13 protein-coding genes and 6 pseudogenes are annotated in these 18,213 nt (G+C 56.6%); 6 read left to right on the top strand and 13 right to left on the bottom strand.

Going from position 1 to position 18,213, the window contains the following annotated elements:
- Positions 1 to 423: 423 nt before the first annotated feature.
- Positions 424 to 1,364: pseudogene (locus EQW76_RS25290) on the top strand (IS110 family transposase); the annotation flags it as partial.
- Between the two features lie 221 nt (positions 1,365 to 1,585).
- Here the strand turns inward: EQW76_RS25290 and EQW76_RS25285 are convergent.
- From EQW76_RS25285 to EQW76_RS25250, 8 genes are all read right to left on the bottom strand, one after another.
- Positions 1,586 to 2,071 carry a hypothetical protein gene (locus tag EQW76_RS25285; RefSeq protein ID WP_244617018.1) on the bottom strand — a complete coding sequence of 162 codons (486 nt, stop codon included), beginning with the start codon at positions 2,069 to 2,071 and terminating at the stop codon, positions 1,586 to 1,588.
- A gap of 130 nt (positions 2,072 to 2,201) precedes the next feature.
- Positions 2,202 to 3,323 carry a Gfo/Idh/MocA family oxidoreductase gene (locus tag EQW76_RS25280; protein ID WP_143123342.1) on the bottom strand — a complete coding sequence of 374 codons (1,122 nt, stop codon included), beginning with the start codon at positions 3,321 to 3,323 and terminating at the stop codon, positions 2,202 to 2,204.
- 48 nt (positions 3,324 to 3,371) lie between these two features.
- Positions 3,372 to 4,421 (bottom strand): sugar phosphate isomerase/epimerase, encoded by a 1,050-nt coding sequence (locus EQW76_RS25275; protein WP_142832049.1) that lies wholly within the window; start codon positions 4,419 to 4,421, stop codon positions 3,372 to 3,374.
- A 29-nt stretch (positions 4,422 to 4,450) separates the two neighbouring features.
- On the bottom strand, positions 4,451 to 5,461 hold the full coding sequence (locus EQW76_RS25270) for a LacI family DNA-binding transcriptional regulator (RefSeq protein ID WP_142832048.1): 1,011 nt from the start codon (positions 5,459 to 5,461) through the stop codon (positions 4,451 to 4,453).
- Between the two features lie 2 nt (positions 5,462 to 5,463).
- Positions 5,464 to 6,432 carry an ABC transporter permease gene (locus tag EQW76_RS25265; protein ID WP_143123341.1) on the bottom strand — a complete coding sequence of 323 codons (969 nt, stop codon included), beginning with the start codon at positions 6,430 to 6,432 and terminating at the stop codon, positions 5,464 to 5,466.
- 1 nt (position 6,433) lies between these two features.
- Complete coding sequence (locus tag EQW76_RS25260) at positions 6,434 to 7,387, bottom strand: ABC transporter permease (protein ID WP_142832045.1); 954 nt, start codon at positions 7,385 to 7,387, stop codon at positions 6,434 to 6,436.
- Positions 7,384 to 8,877 carry a sugar ABC transporter ATP-binding protein gene (locus EQW76_RS25255; protein WP_142832043.1) on the bottom strand — a complete coding sequence of 498 codons (1,494 nt, stop codon included), beginning with the start codon at positions 8,875 to 8,877 and terminating at the stop codon, positions 7,384 to 7,386. The genes EQW76_RS25260 and EQW76_RS25255 overlap by 4 nt, the downstream gene beginning before the upstream one ends.
- A 92-nt stretch (positions 8,878 to 8,969) precedes the next feature.
- The gene (locus EQW76_RS25250) at positions 8,970 to 9,950 is read right to left on the bottom strand and encodes a substrate-binding domain-containing protein (protein ID WP_244617019.1); all 981 of its coding nucleotides are present in this window, start codon (positions 9,948 to 9,950) and stop codon (positions 8,970 to 8,972) included.
- Between the two features lie 172 nt (positions 9,951 to 10,122).
- Between EQW76_RS25250 and EQW76_RS25245 the strand changes: the two are divergent.
- From EQW76_RS25245 to EQW76_RS29480, 3 genes and pseudogenes are all read left to right on the top strand, one after another.
- Positions 10,123 to 10,302: pseudogene (locus EQW76_RS25245) on the top strand (transposase); the annotation flags it as partial.
- An 839-nt stretch (positions 10,303 to 11,141) separates the two neighbouring features.
- Positions 11,142 to 11,879, top strand: a complete 738-nt coding sequence (locus EQW76_RS25240; protein WP_244615541.1) for a LuxR family transcriptional regulator — start codon at positions 11,142 to 11,144, stop codon at positions 11,877 to 11,879.
- A gap of 43 nt (positions 11,880 to 11,922) precedes the next feature.
- Positions 11,923 to 12,059 (top strand): annotated as a pseudogene (locus EQW76_RS29480) (IS3 family transposase); the annotation flags it as partial.
- 528 nt (positions 12,060 to 12,587) lie between these two features.
- Here EQW76_RS29480 and EQW76_RS25230 read toward each other — a convergent pair.
- The 3 genes from EQW76_RS25230 to EQW76_RS25220 all read right to left on the bottom strand — a co-directional run bounded on the left by EQW76_RS25230 (position 12,588) and on the right by EQW76_RS25220 (position 14,558).
- On the bottom strand, positions 12,588 to 13,049 hold the full coding sequence (locus EQW76_RS25230) for a protein rhiC (RefSeq protein ID WP_142832037.1): 462 nt from the start codon (positions 13,047 to 13,049) through the stop codon (positions 12,588 to 12,590).
- Between the two features lie 83 nt (positions 13,050 to 13,132).
- Positions 13,133 to 13,537, bottom strand: coding sequence for a phage tail protein (locus EQW76_RS29960; protein ID WP_244615539.1), 405 nt, complete (start codon positions 13,535 to 13,537; stop codon positions 13,133 to 13,135).
- A 325-nt stretch (positions 13,538 to 13,862) separates the two neighbouring features.
- Positions 13,863 to 14,558, bottom strand: coding sequence for a protein rhiA (locus EQW76_RS25220; RefSeq protein WP_142832035.1), 696 nt, complete (start codon positions 14,556 to 14,558; stop codon positions 13,863 to 13,865).
- Positions 14,559 to 14,887: 329 nt separating this feature from the next.
- Here EQW76_RS25220 and EQW76_RS25215 point away from each other — a divergent pair, with 329 nt between their 5' ends.
- On the top strand, positions 14,888 to 15,544 hold the full coding sequence (locus tag EQW76_RS25215; RefSeq protein WP_348539985.1) for an acyl-homoserine-lactone synthase: 657 nt from the start codon (positions 14,888 to 14,890) through the stop codon (positions 15,542 to 15,544).
- Here the strand turns inward: EQW76_RS25215 and EQW76_RS25210 are convergent.
- Both EQW76_RS25210 and EQW76_RS25205 read right to left on the bottom strand, forming a co-directional pair.
- A pseudogene (locus EQW76_RS25210) lies at positions 15,517 to 16,014 on the bottom strand (IS630 family transposase); the annotation flags it as partial. The gene EQW76_RS25215 and the pseudogene EQW76_RS25210 overlap by 28 nt on opposite strands.
- A gap of 271 nt (positions 16,015 to 16,285) precedes the next feature.
- Positions 16,286 to 16,690: pseudogene (locus EQW76_RS25205) on the bottom strand (transposase); the annotation flags it as partial.
- A 389-nt stretch (positions 16,691 to 17,079) separates the two neighbouring features.
- Between EQW76_RS25205 and EQW76_RS29955 the strand changes: the two are divergent.
- Positions 17,080 to 17,477, top strand: a pseudogene (locus EQW76_RS29955) (integrase); the annotation flags it as partial.
- Positions 17,478 to 18,213 lie beyond the last annotated feature (736 nt).

Below are 18,213 nucleotides of genomic sequence, written 5' to 3'. Positions count from 1 at the left end.
CCACTTTGCGCTTTGTTGCCCGCATCGTCAACTGGGATGGTTGGGCCAATCCCTATCTGGCTTCTCGAAAAGCGCGGACGGGTGGGCCGATGGATCGAGCCTCACGGGACGGAGTGAAGTGCACGGCCGGTCCTGCCTACGCGATTCATATCGTATGAAGGGCGCTCGGGATGGGACAGGAAGGCGTACCGAGGTGTATCGACTATTCGCTCGCCTTGAGATCCCATCAGGGGTGAGTAGCGGCCTGCACCGTGGCAGAGTGAGGTCGCTAGAAAACTCTCTGGAGGCCAATCATGCCGATAACAGCAGATCGAAACTCAAGCGCAGACCACTACCCCCGTCGATCTTGGCGCAATATTCGTCTCGTTGGAATTAAGTAAATCGACGTGGCTGGTGACAGCTCTGTCACCTGGCAGCGAGAAGATGTCCCGCCACTCCGTTACTGGAGGGGATATTGCCGGCTTGTTCGCATGCTTTGCAGCGCTTCGTCAGAAAGCCACCCGGCGAAAGAACATACTTTACCCACTGGTAGTGATCCAGGAGGCCGGGCTGGATGGCTTCTGGCTGGGACGAGTGCTCAGCAAGGAAGCTTGGATTGAGAGCCACATTGTAGAAGCCGCATCAATTGCCATGCCGCGCCGGCATCGCCGGGCGAAGACCGACCGTATCGACGGCGAAACGCTGATCCGCGCTTTGATGGCATGGAAACGTGGCGAGCCTCGTGCGTGCTCGATGGTCAAACTTCTTACACCCGAGGAAGACGACAATCGACGAATTGGACGGGAGCGGAAAACTCTGATTACGGAACGTGTCTTCCACGTCAATCGCATAAAGGGCCTGCTCTTCACGCAAGGAATTCGGGATTACCAACCTGTCAATCGAGATCGCCGCCAACGTCTGGAAGAACTTCGGACTGGCGATGGTCGACCGCTCTCAAAACATTTGATAGCAGAAATATGCAGAGAACTCGATCGCCTCGAATCGTTGCTCACACAAATCAAGGCTGTTGAGGCCGAGCGAGATGCCTTGATCGTTCAGGAGACGCCGGAAACGCCGAAAGAAGCGACCGCGCTTTTAGGCATCAAAGGAATAGGGCCGGAATTCGCTACGATACTCACACGGAGGGCCTGTTCAGACACTTCGACAATCGACGCCAAATTGCATCTTACGCAGGTCTTGCCCCCTCCCCCTGGCAAAGCGATAACGTCAATCGCGAACAGGGCGTGTCTAAGGCGGGAAATCCGCGTTTGCGAGCCACCATGGTCGAGCTCGCCTGGCTATGGTTGCGGCATCAACCGAAATCGACATTAACATTATGGTTCAAAGAGCGCATCGCTCGGAACGCCGGCCGCTTAAACCGCTCGACGAGGACGGGCTATGGTTCCGGCCCGGTCGCTTCGTCTTGGTATCTCATGTTCCCGGCATCCAAGCCGATATCAGGTCTATCGATCCGAGCAGTGTGCAACTCACATTTTAGACAACCTTTCAACTTCCGCGATGGCCCATTTCCGTTCCAGGTCGTGTAAAGGCTTATCTTCGATCCAGCACTGGATCGCGTTGATGCTTTCGTTTGCTCTTTCATCGTCTAGGCGAATTCGGCGAGCTCGAAATCATGGTTATGATAAGCCATGCTCATGCCTTGGGCCGCGATCTTGTCAGCGTATCCGCCGAGCTCCTTGCCGAGAGCTTGCCAACCCTTGGCATCGGTTGGTCGCTGGTCCGGCATCAGATACGGCATGGTGATAACCGTGTTGCCAACAGCCATCTGCTCGGCAATCACCTTGTCGAGCTCGCTTCTCATCCGCACGATCGGAACGTGCGAGGAGATGACCTTGATCTTGTGCTTGTCAAGGAGGGCCTTGAGTTCATCACTGCTCAGCTTCTGCATGTCGACCGTTTCAACATTCGACACGCCCGCGCGGTTCAAGATTGCGAACTGCTCGTCGACGCTTCCGGCGTCGCGCAACGTATACATCTGCGCCGCGACTGGCAGAGGTTTCGCCGCGTCCTGTGCGGACGCCGTCTGCATTCCGGCAAATGACAGGGCCAGAAGTGCCACCGCCGCAGGCATCGACCTTCTTGAAATCGTCATCGTCTCACTCCTCTTTGGCCAGGCTCCAGCGTTCCGGCACCACCCCATTGCGGCGCCGGTGGGAAAAGCCTCGATTGCCGGAATTTTCAACTCCCGGGCAATTTTGCAGTTACAGTTTCAAGTTCTCCCAGGATGATGCCGCATTGGACTTCACGGCGGCGTCGATGAAAGCGAGCCCGGCAATGCCTTCGCGGATGCCCGGGTAGATCACGTCCGAAGCTGGCTTTTCACCGGTGCGAGCTGCAATTATCGCGTCCGCTGCCTCCCGGTAGATTGTTGCAAAGCCCTCCAGATATCCTTCCGGGTGCCCGGCCGGCACGCGGCTGACGCGGGCCGCCGCCGCCCCGCCACCGGCACCGTTGCGGGTGATCGTCCGCGTGGCTTTGCCATAGGGCGTGTAGCTCATCTGGTTGAGCGTCGCGTGGCTCCATTCCAGTCCCGCCTCGTCACCATAAACGCGCAAGGTCACGGTATTCTCATTGCCGACCGCAACCTGGCTCGCCCACAGAATGCCTTTGGCACCGCTGGCATATCGCATCAAAATGTTGGCGCTGTCGTCGAGCTTTCGACCGGGAACGAAGGACGTTAGGTCCGCAAGCAAACGGTCGGGCGTTTCGCCAGTGACGAAGGCGGCCAGATTGAAGGCATGCGTGCCGATATCGCCGATCGATCCGCCAGCACCGGAACGCAGCGGGTCAGTCCGCCATTCGGCACCTTTAGCTCCCGTGCTTTCGGCTGCTTCGGTCAACCAGTCCTGGACATACTCGACCTGCACGTGTCGCAGTTTGCCGATCGCGCCGGTGGCGACCATCTCGCGCATCTGTCGGATCATCGGGTAGCCCGTGTAGTTGTGCGTCAGCACGAAAACCTGGCCGCTCTTTTCGATGATCCCGGATAACTCACGGGCCTCGTCCAGCGTGGTCGTCACCGGCTTGTCGCATATCACATGGAAACCGGCATTGAGGAAGGTGCGGGCAGGACCGAAATGCATATGGTTGGGCGTGACGATCGCCACGACCTCTATGCCGTCGTCACGGGCGCGTTCGCGCTCGGCCATCTCTTCGAAAGAGGCGTAGCATCGATCGTCCGCCAGCCCGAGTTCGCGGCCCGAGGCTAGGGCCTTTTCGGCATTCGAGGACAGGGCCCCGGCCACCAGCTCATAACGATTGTCCAGCCGGGCGGCAATCCGGTGGACGCCACCGATGAATGCCCCCTGGCCGCCGCCGATCATGCCGAGCCGGATACGATGTGGATTTGATGTGCTCACGGTCTGCAACTCCTAAAGGCCGAGGACAAGGCGGTTGGCGGCGCTATCGACTCCAGTTTTAGCAAAGTCGTCGAAGGCATGTTCCGTCACCCGGATGATGTGATCGAGGATGAAACCGGCGCCTTCGCGCGCTCCGTCCTCGGGATGCTTGAGCGCGCATTCCCATTCGAGCACGGCCCAGCCGTCGAAATCATATTGGGTCAGCTTGGAAAACACGGCCCGGAAATCCACCTGGCCGTCACCGAGCGAGCGGAACCGCCCCGGTCGCTCGACCCAGCCCTGATACCCGCCATAGACGCCAGACCGACCAGTCGGATTGAATTCGGCATCCTTGACGTGAAAGGCGCGGATCCGTTCATGGTAGATGTCAATGAAGTCAAGGTAGTCCATCGCTTGCAAAACGAAATGCGACGGATCGTAGAGAATGGCCGCACGGGCATGCGATCCCGTTGCCTCCAAAAACCGCTCGAAGGTGATCCCGTCATGCAGGTCCTCCCCCGGATGCAATTCGTAACAGACGTCGACACCGCTGGCGCCGAAAGCGTCAAGAATCGGCGTCCAGCGCTTTGCAAGCTCCGCAAAGGCCTCTTCCACTAGCCCTGACGGACGTTGCGGCCATGGATAGATATAGGGCCAGGCAAGCGCCCCGGAAAATGTCGCGTGGCTTTTCAAGCCAAGATATTCCGACGCCTTGGCTGCGGCTTTTAGCTGGCCGACCGCCCATTGCTGGCGCTCATCCCTCTTGCCACGCAGATGCTGAGGCGCGAAGCCATCGAACAGGGTGTCGTAGGCCGGATGCACGGCTACAAGCTGGCCCTGGATATGTGTCGAAAGCTCGGTAATCTCGATAGAGTGCTCGGCAAGGCGTCCGCGGACATCGTCGCAATAATTCCTCGACTGTCCGGCAATGTCGAGATCGAACAGGCGCGGATCGGTCGGAATCTGGATGCCCTTATAGCCAAGCGATGCCGCCCATGCGGCGAGGTTGTCGAGCGTGTCAAACGGTGGTGTTTCGCCAAAAAACTGCGCCAGAAAAATCGCAGGGCCTTTGATCGTTTTCATCTTGTACCTTTCGGGTCTGGCTTCATTACTCAATCGTGCGGCGCAACCGAGCAGCGGATAACAAGTTCTGTTTCCAGTTCTATGATTTTGGGCGTGGAATTGCCCGACAGGCGGTCGATCATCAACGCCATCGCCTGACGCCCCATTTCCCGGCGCGGCTGCCGAACGGTGGTCAGAGGGGGCTCGTAGGCATTGGCAAAAATCATGTCGTCGAAGCCGATGACAGACACATCCTTCGGCACGACCCGACCGTGGATACGCAACTCGCTGATGGCGCCGATCGCCATCTCATCGCTGGATGCAAAAATCGCAGAGAACCGGATTCCAGCTTCAATCAATCGCCGAACTGCTGCCCGACCGGCGTCGATACTGTAATCCCCGGGGATTACCAGATCCTCCCGCAAGTCAATTCCCGCTTCTGTCAGGGCCTGTCGGTAGCCTTCGAGGCGTTCACTGGCAATCGATTCAGGCAACAGCCCAGCGACATGGACAATCTCGCGATGGCCTGAGGAGATCAGATGTCGGACAGCCTCGCGCGAAGCTGCAACGTTATCGACTTTCACGGTAGGTAGATCGATCCCGGGAACCGCTTCGGACGCAATGACTATCGGAGGGAGCAGACCTGGTTGGGCAAGAATTTCAGTGGGGAACTGCCCGGTCATCAGGATGAGCCCATCGGCGTGTTTCTGCCGGACCATGTCGATATGCGCACCAACGCGGCCAGCGTCGTTGCGCGCATCACCCATCAGCACCTTATAACCCGCCTCGCTCGCGACCTCCTCCACGCCCTTGTAGATATCCAAATAAAATGGATTACCGATATCGCGAACCAGTAGAATCACGGTGCGGTTTGACTGGAGACGAAAGCTTCGTGCCTGCGCATTCGGTACGAAATTCGCCTGCTTGATCGCGGCCAGCACCTTTTCCCGCGTCTCGGGCCGCACCCGGTCAGGATATTGCAGGCTCCGGGTCACGGTCGCCGTCGACACCCCGGCCAATGCCGCCACCTGCCTGATATTGCTGGCCTGTTCGTTGCTCATCTCTAGATCCGCAATTGTTTCTGTCGACCGTAGAGTAGCATGAGTGCGAGAAGCGTCGCGCCAAAGATCACCTGCCTTGACCAGACATCAAGATTGAGGGTGATGAGCACGCTTTGCAGTATGGTGAGCGCCACCGCACCCGCCATGGTGCCGAGATACCCGCCGGCGCCGCCGGCCAGCGACGTGCCGCCGATCACCACTGCGATGACCGATGGCAGAACATACTGGTCACCGACGGAAATGATCGATGTGCCGGTATAACCGATGACGCAGACGCCGGTCAGCCCGGCGAACAGCCCGGACAGGCCGTAAAGCATTGTGCGGATCAGCGGCACCGGTAGACCAACGAGGCTGGCGGCACGTTCGTTGGAGCCGATCGCGTAGACCGCAAAGCCAAAGGCGGTCCGACGCAAGACGAAAAGCATCAACGCGGCGATTAGCACCCAGACAAACAGAATTCCGGGGATGCCGAACACGAGCGGCTGATTGATGAACTGCGCCAGCATTGGCGCAGCCGCGCCCGACGGAACGCCTTGCGAATAAACCACGAGACCACCCTGGATCACCGCCGTCATGCCGAGCGTCATAACCAGCGGCGGAATGCGCACGAAAGTGATGCCGATACCATTGACGATGCCGATCAGCGCCGGCACGGCGGCGCCGACCACGACGGCGAGCAGAATGCCGCTATTTTGGCCGTTCATCATATTGCCGGCCAAAACGGCTCCGAAGGAAATCATCGCTCCGACAGAGAGGTCGATGCCCTCGCGACCGCCGAGGATGACGATGTTCTGCCCGGCCGCGACTATGCCGAGGATGGCGGCAACGGTCAGTAGCCGAATGATCTGGTCGCCGCGGGCAAAACCCGGCGACAGTAGTTCGCCGATGATGAGCAAGGCGATCGAGGCGGCAATGGCGATGGCCAGCGGATCACGCAGCCAGGTGTAAACCCGCGAAGTAGCAATGGTCATCTCAGCGCCTCGTCACAAAAACACCGCCCGCAAGAGCTGCGAGCACGATCAGTCCCTGCACCAGGGTCTGATATTCGAACGGCATGCCGGCAAAGAAGATGACATTGCCGATCAGCCCCAGGACCAATGCGCCGGCAATAGAGCCGAGCGAACTTCCAAAGCCTCCTGCCAACGCAGTTCCGCCGAGCACGACGGCGGAGACCGACGACAGCGCCAGTGTGGCGCCGAGCAGCGGATCGCCCGAGGCCGTCTCGCCGGTCAGGCACAGCGCCGCAAATGCCGAAAAGCAGCCGGAAATCGCATACGCTCCGATGCGAATGGCATTTAGTCGCAAACCGGTCTGGAAAGCACCGGCCCGGTTGCCGCCGGCGGCTAAAAGATGCGTGTGAAACGGCATCCGCGACAATGTCAGCGCAAAGGCAAAGGCGGCGATCAGGATCCACAGCACGATCGGCAGTTCTAGCATCGAGCCGGCATAGGTTTCCCAATAGGCCTGCGGAACCGAAAGACCGGCCTGGGGCATAACCCAGATTGCCAGGCCGGCGAAAACGATGCCTGAGGCAAAAGTCGTGACGATCGCCTGAAGGCGCAACACAGCGATGAAGATGCCGTTTATGATGCCACATGCCAGCCCCACCAGGATGCCCACGCCCAAGCCGATCCAGATCGCGCCGATGCCGGCATCATCGCCGCCGATAGCCGCGATAACCGATACCGTCACCACATTGACCAGGGCAGCGATACTGCCGACCGACAGGTCGATGTCGCCGCCGAGAATGACGTATGTCTGGCCGATGGCAACCAGGATGAGCGGCAGAAAAGTGGTCAGGTTCGACTGCAGGACGCCCGCCTCGATGAAGGAGGGCTGCAGGAAGGTATTGATCGCGGCAAGGAGGATCAGGACGACCAGGGTGATGGTCCACGGTTCCTTGCGCAGTGTCGATAGAATGCTCATACGGCGTCTCCATAGGCGGCGCGCGTCATGTTAACGGGATTGATGTCGTTGCCGGAAAGTTCTGCCGAAACCCGTCCGCCGTTGAAGACGAGAACCCGGTCGGCGAACTCGATGATTTCGGAATCTTCTGAGGAATAGAAAAGGATCGTCGCACCCGCATCAGCCTGCTGGCGCATCAGCGCAAAAAGATCAGCCTTCGCGCCAAGGTCGATGCCCTTGGTCGGGTCGTCGAGGAGAAGCAGCTTGGGCGAGGTCGCCAACCAGCGGGCGATGAAGATCTTCTGCTGGTTGCCACCCGACAGGGTGCCGATCGGCGCATCCATGTCGGAAAACTTAGTCTTCAGGTCCTCGGCGACCTTGCCGACCCTCTTTTTAAGCCCCGACGGCCGGATTACCGAGATCTTCTCCCGGACCATCAGGGCGGCGACGATGTTCTCGAAGATGGAACGGCCAGGGAAGGCGCCGTCGCGACCGCGATCGCCCGAGACATAAGCGATGCCCTGGCGAACCGCATCGGCGGGCTTGGCGATCCTGATTGTCTGGCCGTCAAACGACGTGGTGCCATCCGTGAACGGCGCCGCGCCAAACAACCCGCGCAGCAGGGACGACTGTCCCTGCCCCTGCAGGCCGGCAAGGCCGCATATTTCACCGGGATAGGCGTCGAAGCTGACGTTCCTCACGGTTGCATTGGAGACCGCGGCAACGGAAACACTGGCGGAGGATGTGGCAGGGCGCGCAGGCCGTGCCTCGGCCACACGCACGTCGCCGACCATGTCGCGAACCACTGCTTCGCGGCTGGTTTCGGCAATTGCCCGTTCAGCGGTTGTTGCGCCATTGCGCATGACTGTGACCTGATCGCAGACGGCAAACACCTCGTCGAGCCGGTGCGAGATCATGATCGTCGAAACGCCCTCCGCCTTCTTTTCCTGGAGAATGTCGAAGAGACGCTGCGACTGCCGGCCATCTAGCGCTGCCGTCGCCTCGTCCATGATCATCAGGCGTGCGTCTTGGGCAAACACCTTGAGGATCTCGACGATCTGGCGCTGGTCTGGCGGCAGGTTTCCTACAATGGCGGCCGGGGTCAGGCCCTCGCCCACAACACCATCGAAAAGCGCGATGAGCGCATCGGCAAGGCGCTGCATTTCCTTGCCATCGACGAAGGGGCCGGCCTTTATCTCGCGACCGAGAAAGATGTTGTCGGTAACCGAAAGCTGCGGCACCAGACTGAGCTCCTGGTAGAACAGCGCGATGCCGGCTTTTTCCGCGTCCCGCGGATTTCTGAAACTGACGGACGCACCGCCAAACTCAAGCGAGCCGCCGCTCGGCGCGACGGCACCCGCTATGATCTTGCAAAGCGTGCTCTTACCGCAGCCGTTGGCGCCAAGAAGCGCATGGATCTCGCCCTCACCGACCGTCAGTCGGCCATCGGTGAGCGCCCGTACGGCGCCAAAATTCTTCTGTATGCCGTCCGCTTTCAAAGCGTTCGTCATTCCACTCGCTCCCATGTCGTGCAATCGTCGCGGGCGCCTAGGCGGCCCGTCGGAGAAACAGGGCCGGCGTCGGTTCGCCGGCCCCTGGCGCATTACTTGAAGAACTGCGCAGCTTGGTCTGGCGTGACCTCTGCGGTCACCGACCAATAGCCCGGCTTGCCGTCCGCGCTCTTGATATTGTCGCCCAGGTTGGCCGCATCGACAAACGGGATCGGGATGTAGATCGCATTGCCATAAGTGCCACCGAAAACGCCATCCTTGAATTCCTTGCCTTGCAGCTTTAGGACAGCCACATTCAGTGCACTGGCCATCACGCCGGGCGGGTTGGCGGACGCACCGGAATTGTATTTCTTGTCGGCCCAGCGCTCCATGAAGTCCTTGCGGACCTCACCGGTCGCCGCGATGGATGCCGCCTTGCCGGCACCCTCGATAGCACGCCATGCGCCATCCGCCATGCCGTCCTGCACCCAGACGCCATTGATGTCTGGATAGTTTGCAAGCAAATTCTGCATTGCCTGTTGGCCCTGCGCCTGGTCCCAGTTGGCATTCGCCTGATTCAGGAGCTTGATGTCCGGGTATTTGGCAAAGATTTCCTTGTAGCCTGCGACCCTGCTTTCGTTGGCAGGATTGCCGGCTATGCCGTTAATGGCAACGACATTGCCCTTACCCTTCAGCGCGTCTGCGAGCCATTGGGCCGACTTGCGAGCCCAGTCCTTCTGGTCGATGCCAACATAGATCGCATCCTTAGAGGAGGCCTCCGCATCGGTGGCGACCACCAGAATATTGCGCGCCTTGGCCTGCGCGAAGATAGGATTGAATGCAGTTGGGCTGCCGGGATCGATGATGATCGCATTGACGCCCTGGTTCATGAAGTTACGAACATGACCAATCTGTCCTTGCACGTCGACATTGCCGCTCTGGACAACGACCTCGACCTTCACGCCCTTTTGGGCCCAAGCCGCCGCGGCGGCCTTGGCTTCCTCAATCATCTGAGTTCGCCATTCGCTGCCGACGAACGCGTTCGAAATCCCGATTTTGTATGCGCCGTCCTGAGCAAAGGACACAGTTGAGATGCCGACAAGAGTTGCTGCGGCAAGAGCAAACAATTTAATCACAGAAACCTCCTCCAACCGAATGTTACCGGTTACATTCTGAAATGTAACCGGTAACACATTTCGGTCAAGCAATTTTTGAAACTATAATCAGTATTACCGGTGCGTTCGTGCCGATGCGGAGCAGGAGAGGATGAAAAGCCAACCCAACGCGATCGGCATCCTGCAGGCCGATTGCTATAATGGCTTCAATCCTCTCTTCGACCGAACCAAGAAACAAACCCCGGTGACGCCAGCCTTCTGGTTTGCCCATACGCGGCGAAAGTTCTTCGAGCTGGCCGATGTCTCGCGCAATGCCCGGTGGGGCAAGCGGGCGCGGATACTTTCCCTGCCCGACGGCGAAAGAGGGCGGGGCGCACCTGATGCAGGCGCAATCGTCGAAAGCCCTGTCTCCACCTTCGTATATCAGCTTTATCTACATGGCTTCATCACAACCGATGGAAGGAGCATAATGACGCCTAGACCACTTGAAAACGAACATAAGAGGGATTTGAGCAGCAAAATTATCGCCGATCGTTTGCGCTGGCGGCGCAATGACATTGTTTAGTCGATATTCCGGGGAATTGCGTTCTGTAGATCATCAGACAGCGGCTAAAGATTAGGTGAGATCGATTCGCCAGATTGTCGGGTCGTCTGCCAGGACCAGGACGAATTTCGAGACAGACGCTCTATGATTTCGGCCTCAATCTGCTAGAAATTACGAAGCAAATTTTTTCGAAAAACTGCAACTCGAGCGTTTGAATTGATGAGACGAAATCCTATGCTAGCGGAGTGCAATATCTGTTAGATCAAGAAACGCTTGTATATTAGGCAGTAACCTTTACCGTCATCGTTTGCAACATTGAGAGCCGATGTTGCTTCGACGCGAGCTTTGTTAATGATGTAATTTTCGGTTGCATAACCGATCGGATCAGGTTAGCGTCACCATTGATATTAATCGAACGATGAAAGTCGTTCAAGCACAGCATACTCGCCAAGCTTGCATTTTTCTACGGCTTCGGCCGCGTGAAATGTGCACAGCATGCCGGCTCTATAGCCTTCCTGTGTCACGGAGCATTCATTCCTAACTTATGCAAGATTGGCATGAAATAAATTACTGCCCAATATTCAAGAGGCCAATATCCGATCAACGTGACGGAGCTGACGGTGGACATGGAGTTCTCAGCAATATCGAACGTCATGTTGGATTTTATAACAGAGACATCCCGTGCTCAAGACAGGGATGAAGTGTTTTCATCGTTAGGCAAAGTATCCCGACATTTCGGCTTCAGCTGCTTTGTCGTTTCCGGAATACCATTACCAATCGAACGCCTTGAGCCCTATCTTATCTTAAGCGGCTGGCCGATAGAATGGTATAATCGCTATCTGGAAAACAATTACGTGCATACCGACCCTGTAATACTCTTGAGTAAAACCCGTGACAGAGAATTTATCTGGTCAGATTTGCTGAACGATCACAAGCTCGACCGGCAAAGCCGTCGCGTCATGAGCGAGGCGAGTGAATTCAAGATGCTCGATGGTCTGTGCGTTCCATTGCATGCCGCGACCGGGCTTCAGTCGATAATCAGCTTCGGAGCAGAAAAGGTCGATCTCTGCGTATCGGCTCGAAGAGCTCTGTATGTCCTATCGGCCTACGCGCTTAGCTTGCTGCGTGAGCAGAACGCGAAAGAAGCAAAGCAGACGACTAAGAATCTGCCAAACATAACACCGCGAGAACGCGAGATTATTCAGTGGTGCGCCGCTGGCAAGACAGCGACCGAGATCGCGGATATTCTAGGACGATCGCATCGGACAATTCAAAATGAAATATTCAATCTTCAGCGGAAACTCGATGTCGTAAATGCGCCTCAGATGGTTGCCGAAAGCTTTCGGCTTCGAATTTTACGTTGAGGTCGCTCGTGTAGATTTCAGTGACGGTTGATGTTTCTTCCCTATGGCCCGGAAAGCAGTGGCGTTGCGCGGGGTGAGCATTACACTCGCCTGCCGCACCTTCTAGGTCAGTGAGACCTGCTACCGTCCAGCGCCAAGCTGGACGACGAGAACGAGCAGATTGCCGATCTCCTGATCGGCCGAGGGAAATGAACCGCTTCGTGACGGTCAACGAACCCGAGCTAGCCCAGCGTAAAAATGCGATCAACCGGTGGCTTTCCATGGTCTTCACATGCACTGCGGAATATCAGCCGCTCGCCAGCATCTCGACGAGTGCCTGCGCATCCGCCTTGTCAGTCTTCTCTGGCCGCGCCTTCTTAGCATCTGAGGCACGCCGCGCATCCATGCAGATATAGGAAAGCCAAGATTCTTCAGCCCATGGTAAAGCCAGGGCGTAAGCGATCCTCTCTCAAGCCCGACCTTCACGAGATGATCTTTCCATCTCTTCAGTCGCTAGGCGATCTTTGACGGTTGCTATCCACAGTCCCACGCCACACTACCTTGCATTCCTGATCAATAATGCAAATGTGGGTGCACTTGAGACTGACGTCCAATACAACATATATTTGCATCGCTGCTCTCCGTAAGGTCTTCGACAAACCAAGGCGGATGTTCTCATCAGCCGAGGGTGGCAGCAACCTCATATATGGAATGTATTATCAGCTTTTCTCAGCGCCAGACAGCACCGCCGAATTGGGCGGTGGCGTCTTTCGGCGTGATGCCCGAAAGGTCACAATGATTGGGGTTGTCCGGAACCGGCGCTTGCAGCAATCGCGCGCTCTTGACCGGCGCCTTGATCACGCAATAAGCGTCGAAGCGTTGTGGCAGTCCCGGCAGCGTAGTGGCGAAATTTCCATTTGGCTTACAATTGACACTCGCTCCCTCCATACGACCGGATTGATTGACCGCCTCACCACTGAAGTCACACGTCTTCCCTGTTGAGGATCCCGGTTGGCCTTTAGGCCCAGTCAATGTTACCCCTCGTATGACCACGCCAGTCTCGACTGGCGTGACACCGGCAGTAGCGTTGTTTTTGACCTTCATGGTCTCCCCGGCTATGCCCGGCTCCACCATAGTGAACATCAGTGCGACAGCAAGGACGAATTTGAAAGCTCGTGTTGTCGTAATCATCACATTTCTCCTCCTCTAGATGAACCGATAAAAATTAGCTGCCAATTCCGCAGAACTCCTTTGACGAATGGACCGAGAAGTGTCTATGGCCTTTCATCGAAATCTGATGAGATAGTTGACAGCGACATTTCGTGGGCGAGTTTCGGTAGATCTGCGGGTTGGCTTTTTGGCGAACCCGTCTGTGTTCTCGAGATGGACGTTCCCGCAGCAGTAGCCTGCTGCGAAATGCCTGCGGGCTGCGTCACGTCATAGGAATGCGAGTGAACCTGAATGGCCTCATATTGAAGCGAGCGGACAACATTGGCAACGTTATTGCCGGTTGGATCTTGTCGCTGCATCGCATCTGGGTCCATCCCGGCACCAGCATCGAATCCGCGTAAAAATAGCCCGCGATAGTCTGGAATCCGAAATTCCGGACTGACACCGTAGTTTCGCTCGCCGTACAATCCTCCCAGAACGGCATAGAGCTCAGGGTAAGCGACGACCAAAATATACCGTCCATCGCAGAGCATCCCACTTTGGGCCTCGACGCGAGTACGAGGGAACTCAGCCGCGGTGCCGGCTACCGAGCTCGAACCAGCGCAAGCCGCATTTGCCCAGACCTTGTTGGGCGAGCCAGAGACAGGACCGACCTGGCCGGCAAAGGAGCATACTGCGCCAATGGGAGGTCCTGCGAACAATATCGGCTTCCTCCAATGAGATTGAATCCTAGGGCTGCGCGCGAAGCCCGGGTTCGAAGGTTTAGCGCGCCAGGCCGCTCCGTTGTATCGGCTCCGGCTACCAGCGCCGAAGCCAGTATAAGCCTTTGAGCTCTCAGGCAGGATTGATGACCCAGCTATTATCTTCCTGCAAAGTGCCGACGAGATTGTAGACGGCCGATGGGAATTTAGCCTCGCTGGTCTGCGTGATAGTGTCGATGCTGAGAACCGATCCAATTCTCATGTTCGCTCCTGCAGCGATCCAGTAGCTCGGCGTCGGGGTAAATGTGTGCGTCAGGTTCGTGCCTGCCTGGACGACATAGGTTCCCGTTCCGGACATCCCAATTCCAACTGAGAAACGGTTGTTTGGGACCGACGGGGCGTCCTTGATTACGAGTGAACCAGCTGGATCGCCCTTGACCGGAACACTTAAGCCAGGACCACCATCAAGAGAAAACGTGGTCGTATTGGCGCCGGCAGGGCTGCAATCTTGATCACCGGACGCAAGAAAGTCTACGCCGGGGATCAGTTGACCAGTGTCGCTCCAAACAAAATTATAGTCGATTTCCCAGGTAAACTTTATCTGGTTGCCGACCCGAATTTGATACGGTGAGCAGAACCAAGCCAGTGAAAAGACGTCTGCCACCGGCTGCGGCATCTTCTGATAGACATAAAACGTCCATGCCTGGGCTGACTGATTCTTGAGAAGCAGTGAGTATTGAGTTCCCTGTGTAAGCGCCTGGCTCGCAGGCTGCGAAGCACGTGCCTGATCGGTGATTTCCTTCTTCGCGTAGCTTATATGCAAAGTCATGGTAGTTCTCCCCTTAGTACATTTTGATCGTAGATTGACTCACGCAAATGCAGCCGCTTGACCCTCTTAGAGATCACTTGAATGGTGTGAAGAGTGGTTATCGCTAGCTGCGATCTACTCGTTATAGTTTTTGATGAAACCGGTAAATGAGTAGATTTACTCTGTCGGGATAAGCGGAAGTTACCTATAATCGACGTCATTTGCATATCGTCTCTCTCCATGCAGGCGTCACATTAGAGGAAGCTACGCCACTAGAAATTCGCTCAATCGTTCGAAATAAGTATTTCTACTCATTTTTTGCAAGAACAAGATCGTGCATAGTGATCCAAATGGGGGCTGGACCTATGATAAGGATTTTCGTCGGACATAAGAATGTAGACAGCGCTATCATGGAGAAAATCTGGCGCTTCCGACACCAGCAATTCGTGGAAGGTCGCGGCTGGGAGGCTATTCGCAAAAGTGATGGAAGGGAAAGTGATGAATTTGATCACGAGACCGCCATACATTTCGTTGTACTCAAGAGTGGGGCGATAGTTGGATATTCCCGACTGCTACCAACTACGCAGCCACATCTTCTTTCGCATGTATACCCACAAATCATGCAGGGTCATGAGTTGCGTCGATCGCACGACATTTTCGAGTGGACACGGTGTGCCGTCGGAAGACGTGACGAGGTGATCGGTGGCGTTCCCGTTTCGCGTGTTCTCATGGTCGGTGTTCTAGAATTTTGCCGTGCTGCTGGCATTAGCTCTCTAATTGTTCAGACGCATCCAAAGCTGATCAATTCATTGCTGTCCAATGGATGGGAAATATCGTTGCTCGCACAGGTAACTCTCTACGACGATCAACCGATCGTACCTCTTGAAGTTAGACCTTCTTCGCGACCTACCAATATTTTCGCCAGCTCAAGTTCCATAGTAGACGATGAGCGTGATCGCCTAATACGGATCTTCACTGATCAAAACCCATTCTCCCATCCTCTGTGACCGATGGACATGATCCGCCATGGCTGTCTTTCGAGCTTTCGCCAGGCATCACAGCAGTGATTGACAATGTCGTCGTATCATTTGAAGACTCGGTTCGAAAGGCAGTTTTCGCGCATGAAGTGCCAGAGGTTTTCGACCGGGTTTAGCTCCGGCGATTTCGGCGGGAGTGGTAGGATGGTAATGTTTTCAGGCACGACGAGATGATTGGAAGTGTGCCAGCCTGCCTGATCCATGATGAGGATGGCGTGCGCATCCTCATCAACATGGCGGGCGATTTCCGGCAGGTGCAGCGTCATCGCGTAGGTGTCACACCACGGCATGACGAGAGCTGCCGCTTTGCCAAGCTTCGGGCATATTGCACCGAAGATGTAGGTGGATCGAGTTCGCTTGTCGTGCGGCGCGGACGGCCTTGAGCCGCGCTTGGCCCAGCGGCGCGTGATCTTGTTCTTCTGACCGATCCGGGCCTCGTCTTACATGAGGGTTCATGTGCCAACGTCATCGTGCCATATTTTTCTCCTTTAAAATTCCAGACAATCATTGCGAGTTTGGGGCGGCGCTGTGCGGCAGCCTTGGCTGCGTAACCTTACATGCGGTCGGGTTCAACTTGGAACCCATAACCATAATGCCTCATGCACGAGGCAAGCCCCAATGAGCACGACCAACCTGGAACGCGGTTCTTGGTTGACCATTGACGAAGACGGTCGTGCTCCTCGCACAGCCAGAAAATGCTGGCTGTGATTTCTATGCTGCTCGGAGAACGGCTCCGGCCGGGATTTCGCCGTTTTCGGTATAGCGCCAGAGCGCGATCAGAAGCTTGCGTGCCATCGCGACGATCGCGATACGTCGTGCCCGCCCTTTCAAATCGCCAACCCTCTGGTAGAACCAGGCAGCGAGTTCGCTTTTCGGCTGATATCGTAGCCAAAGCCAAGCTGCCTGGACCAATGTCTTTCGCGCTCGAGCGTTGCCTGCTCGACCGATGCGCCGGTCTTTATCGACATTGCCACTTTGGTGCGGCATGGGCGCAAGGCCGACGTAACTCGCCAACTGTTTTCTATTACCAAAATGGCGGTAGAAGACCTCGCGTGTCAGCACCGCTGCGAAGTTGTCACCAATGCCGTAAATTTCGCTGAGTGCTGTCAATCCACGTCAGAATTCTGGACGGTTGCCGTCATGGGCACTGACGAGCACTTTGACCTCGCCGCCTTCGAGTCCCCTCCCCGCCGCTCGCAGACGTAAGCCGTCCGAATTTGTACGTGGCCGCCAGATCGGGCTCGCGCCAATTAGACCATTGATATTTAGGAGCTATATCGGGATAGGCGTAGTTAATCTGGCCCTTATTTCCGTAACCAAATATTAACCATAACGGCCCCCTATCACCTCTGGTAAGTATCCCTTATCGATGGAGGTGGCTGACTTGAATCGCAAAACAACGAATTAGATACGTGCACTATCGATCGGCGGTCAAGACCATTGATCTGCAGGTTTTATGACCATGCGGTCACCCTCAAATGCTGTCGTCGATCGCCGCGCCTACGAAACTGGACGAACTGTTGACCCACCAGGACATCGAAAAGCTGCGCCACTTGGTCAACGGAGCGTCGGGCATATCAGCTGCGCGCGCTTACCTCCGACCTTGCCTACGGGCCTAGTCGCTGGCCGCGACCGGCGCCTCCCTCCCCTAGTCCGCAACCGACCGAGGCGCTGCTGCTGAAATTCGTCGTCCACCATCTCTGGCTACCCGAACAGCGCGACATCGATCCTCACCTCGCGGTATGCCAGCCGATGACCAGCAAAACCCGCGCTACCAACGGTTCCTTCGATCGTCGGGTCCGACACGGTGCGCCGGCGGCTTGCCAGTTTGTTGACACTGACGAAATGGCGCGTCTTCTCTCCTCCGTCGCAGAAGGCCGCGATACGCCCTGCTGTCCAGGCGACGCCGTGACCAAGGAAACGCAGCCCGGCGTCTTATAGCCAAGCGGTGAAGGCGGCCGGGGGCGCCTTAGTATCGGGCATTGCGACGACTGACCCGGCTTCGGGCAAATTGTCGATTCTCGATCGGAACGAGAGTCACGTCTAGATGAGATCTCAGCCCGATTGCAGTCCGACCGCGCGTAGTGGGCCGCCACCGAAGAGGCGGCGCTGTGACGGTCAGATGCCCAAGCTGGCCGAGATCACCTGCAGGAAATCAGACGGCGTTTCGATATCATACGCCTCTCACGCGAGCGCTGACAGATCGGCTATTAAGATCTTCTTACATTGGCACATCTCGATACATGGCCTGTTCGTCGTCCCAGTGCCGGTGATGATACCAATACACAGGCCTGTTACAGGCGGGCCCGAATTGACGAATTTCTGAAGCCCGGAGAAATCGACGGAAAGGTTGTCGCCACACTTAAGGGGCGCGTGCTGCTAGAAATCTGACCCGCGCCGAGTTGGCCCATTTTTTGGGCTCCGCCCCAGCCGCGTATGGTCAGTGTGAAAATGGCAAAACGGAACTGACCGCAACGCCCATAATACAGATTTACGAAGTTCTTGGTATTTTGCCCGACTACCTACTTTTCAATGCCGCTTCGGACCTATGGCGCGACGATCCAGGCCAGATGCATAGGTGCCGTCACATGCGCAGCTGGCGCAGCCGTTGCCCCGCCTGAAAGCCTCGAGACCCGTCG

The sequence above is a fragment of the Rhizobium sp. rho-13.1 genome (assembly GCF_007000305.1).
GTDB lineage: Bacteria > Pseudomonadota > Alphaproteobacteria > Rhizobiales > Rhizobiaceae > Rhizobium > Rhizobium rhododendri.
This window is presented reverse-complemented; position numbering and strand designations above follow the sequence as displayed.

Bases quoted from the DNA above. Each gene is read 5' to 3' on its own strand.
- EQW76_RS25285 (WP_244617018.1), bottom strand. From the start codon at position 2,071: ATGCCTGCGGCGGTGGCACTTCTGGCCCTGTCATTTGCCGGAATGCAG.
- EQW76_RS25280 (WP_143123342.1), bottom strand. From the start codon at position 3,323: ATGATCGGCGGCGGCCAGGGGGCATTCATCGGTGGCGTCCACCGGATT.
- EQW76_RS25260 (WP_142832045.1), bottom strand. From the start codon at position 7,387: ATGAGCATTCTATCGACACTGCGCAAGGAACCGTGGACCATCACCCTG.
- EQW76_RS25255 (WP_142832043.1), bottom strand. From the start codon at position 8,877: ATGACGAACGCTTTGAAAGCGGACGGCATACAGAAGAATTTTGGCGCC.
- EQW76_RS25270 (WP_142832048.1), bottom strand. From the start codon at position 5,461: ATGAGCAACGAACAGGCCAGCAATATCAGGCAGGTGGCGGCATTGGCC.
- EQW76_RS25220 (WP_142832035.1), bottom strand. From the start codon at position 14,558: ATGACTTTGCATATAAGCTACGCGAAGAAGGAAATCACCGATCAGGCA.
- EQW76_RS25275 (WP_142832049.1), bottom strand. From the start codon at position 4,421: ATGAAAACGATCAAAGGCCCTGCGATTTTTCTGGCGCAGTTTTTTGGC.
- EQW76_RS25240 (WP_244615541.1), top strand. From the start codon at position 11,142: ATGGAGTTCTCAGCAATATCGAACGTCATGTTGGATTTTATAACAGAG.
- EQW76_RS25265 (WP_143123341.1), bottom strand. From the start codon at position 6,432: ATGACCATTGCTACTTCGCGGGTTTACACCTGGCTGCGTGATCCGCTG.
- EQW76_RS25215 (WP_348539985.1), top strand. From the start codon at position 14,888: ATGGGGGCTGGACCTATGATAAGGATTTTCGTCGGACATAAGAATGTA.
- EQW76_RS25230 (WP_142832037.1), bottom strand. From the start codon at position 13,049: ATGATTACGACAACACGAGCTTTCAAATTCGTCCTTGCTGTCGCACTG.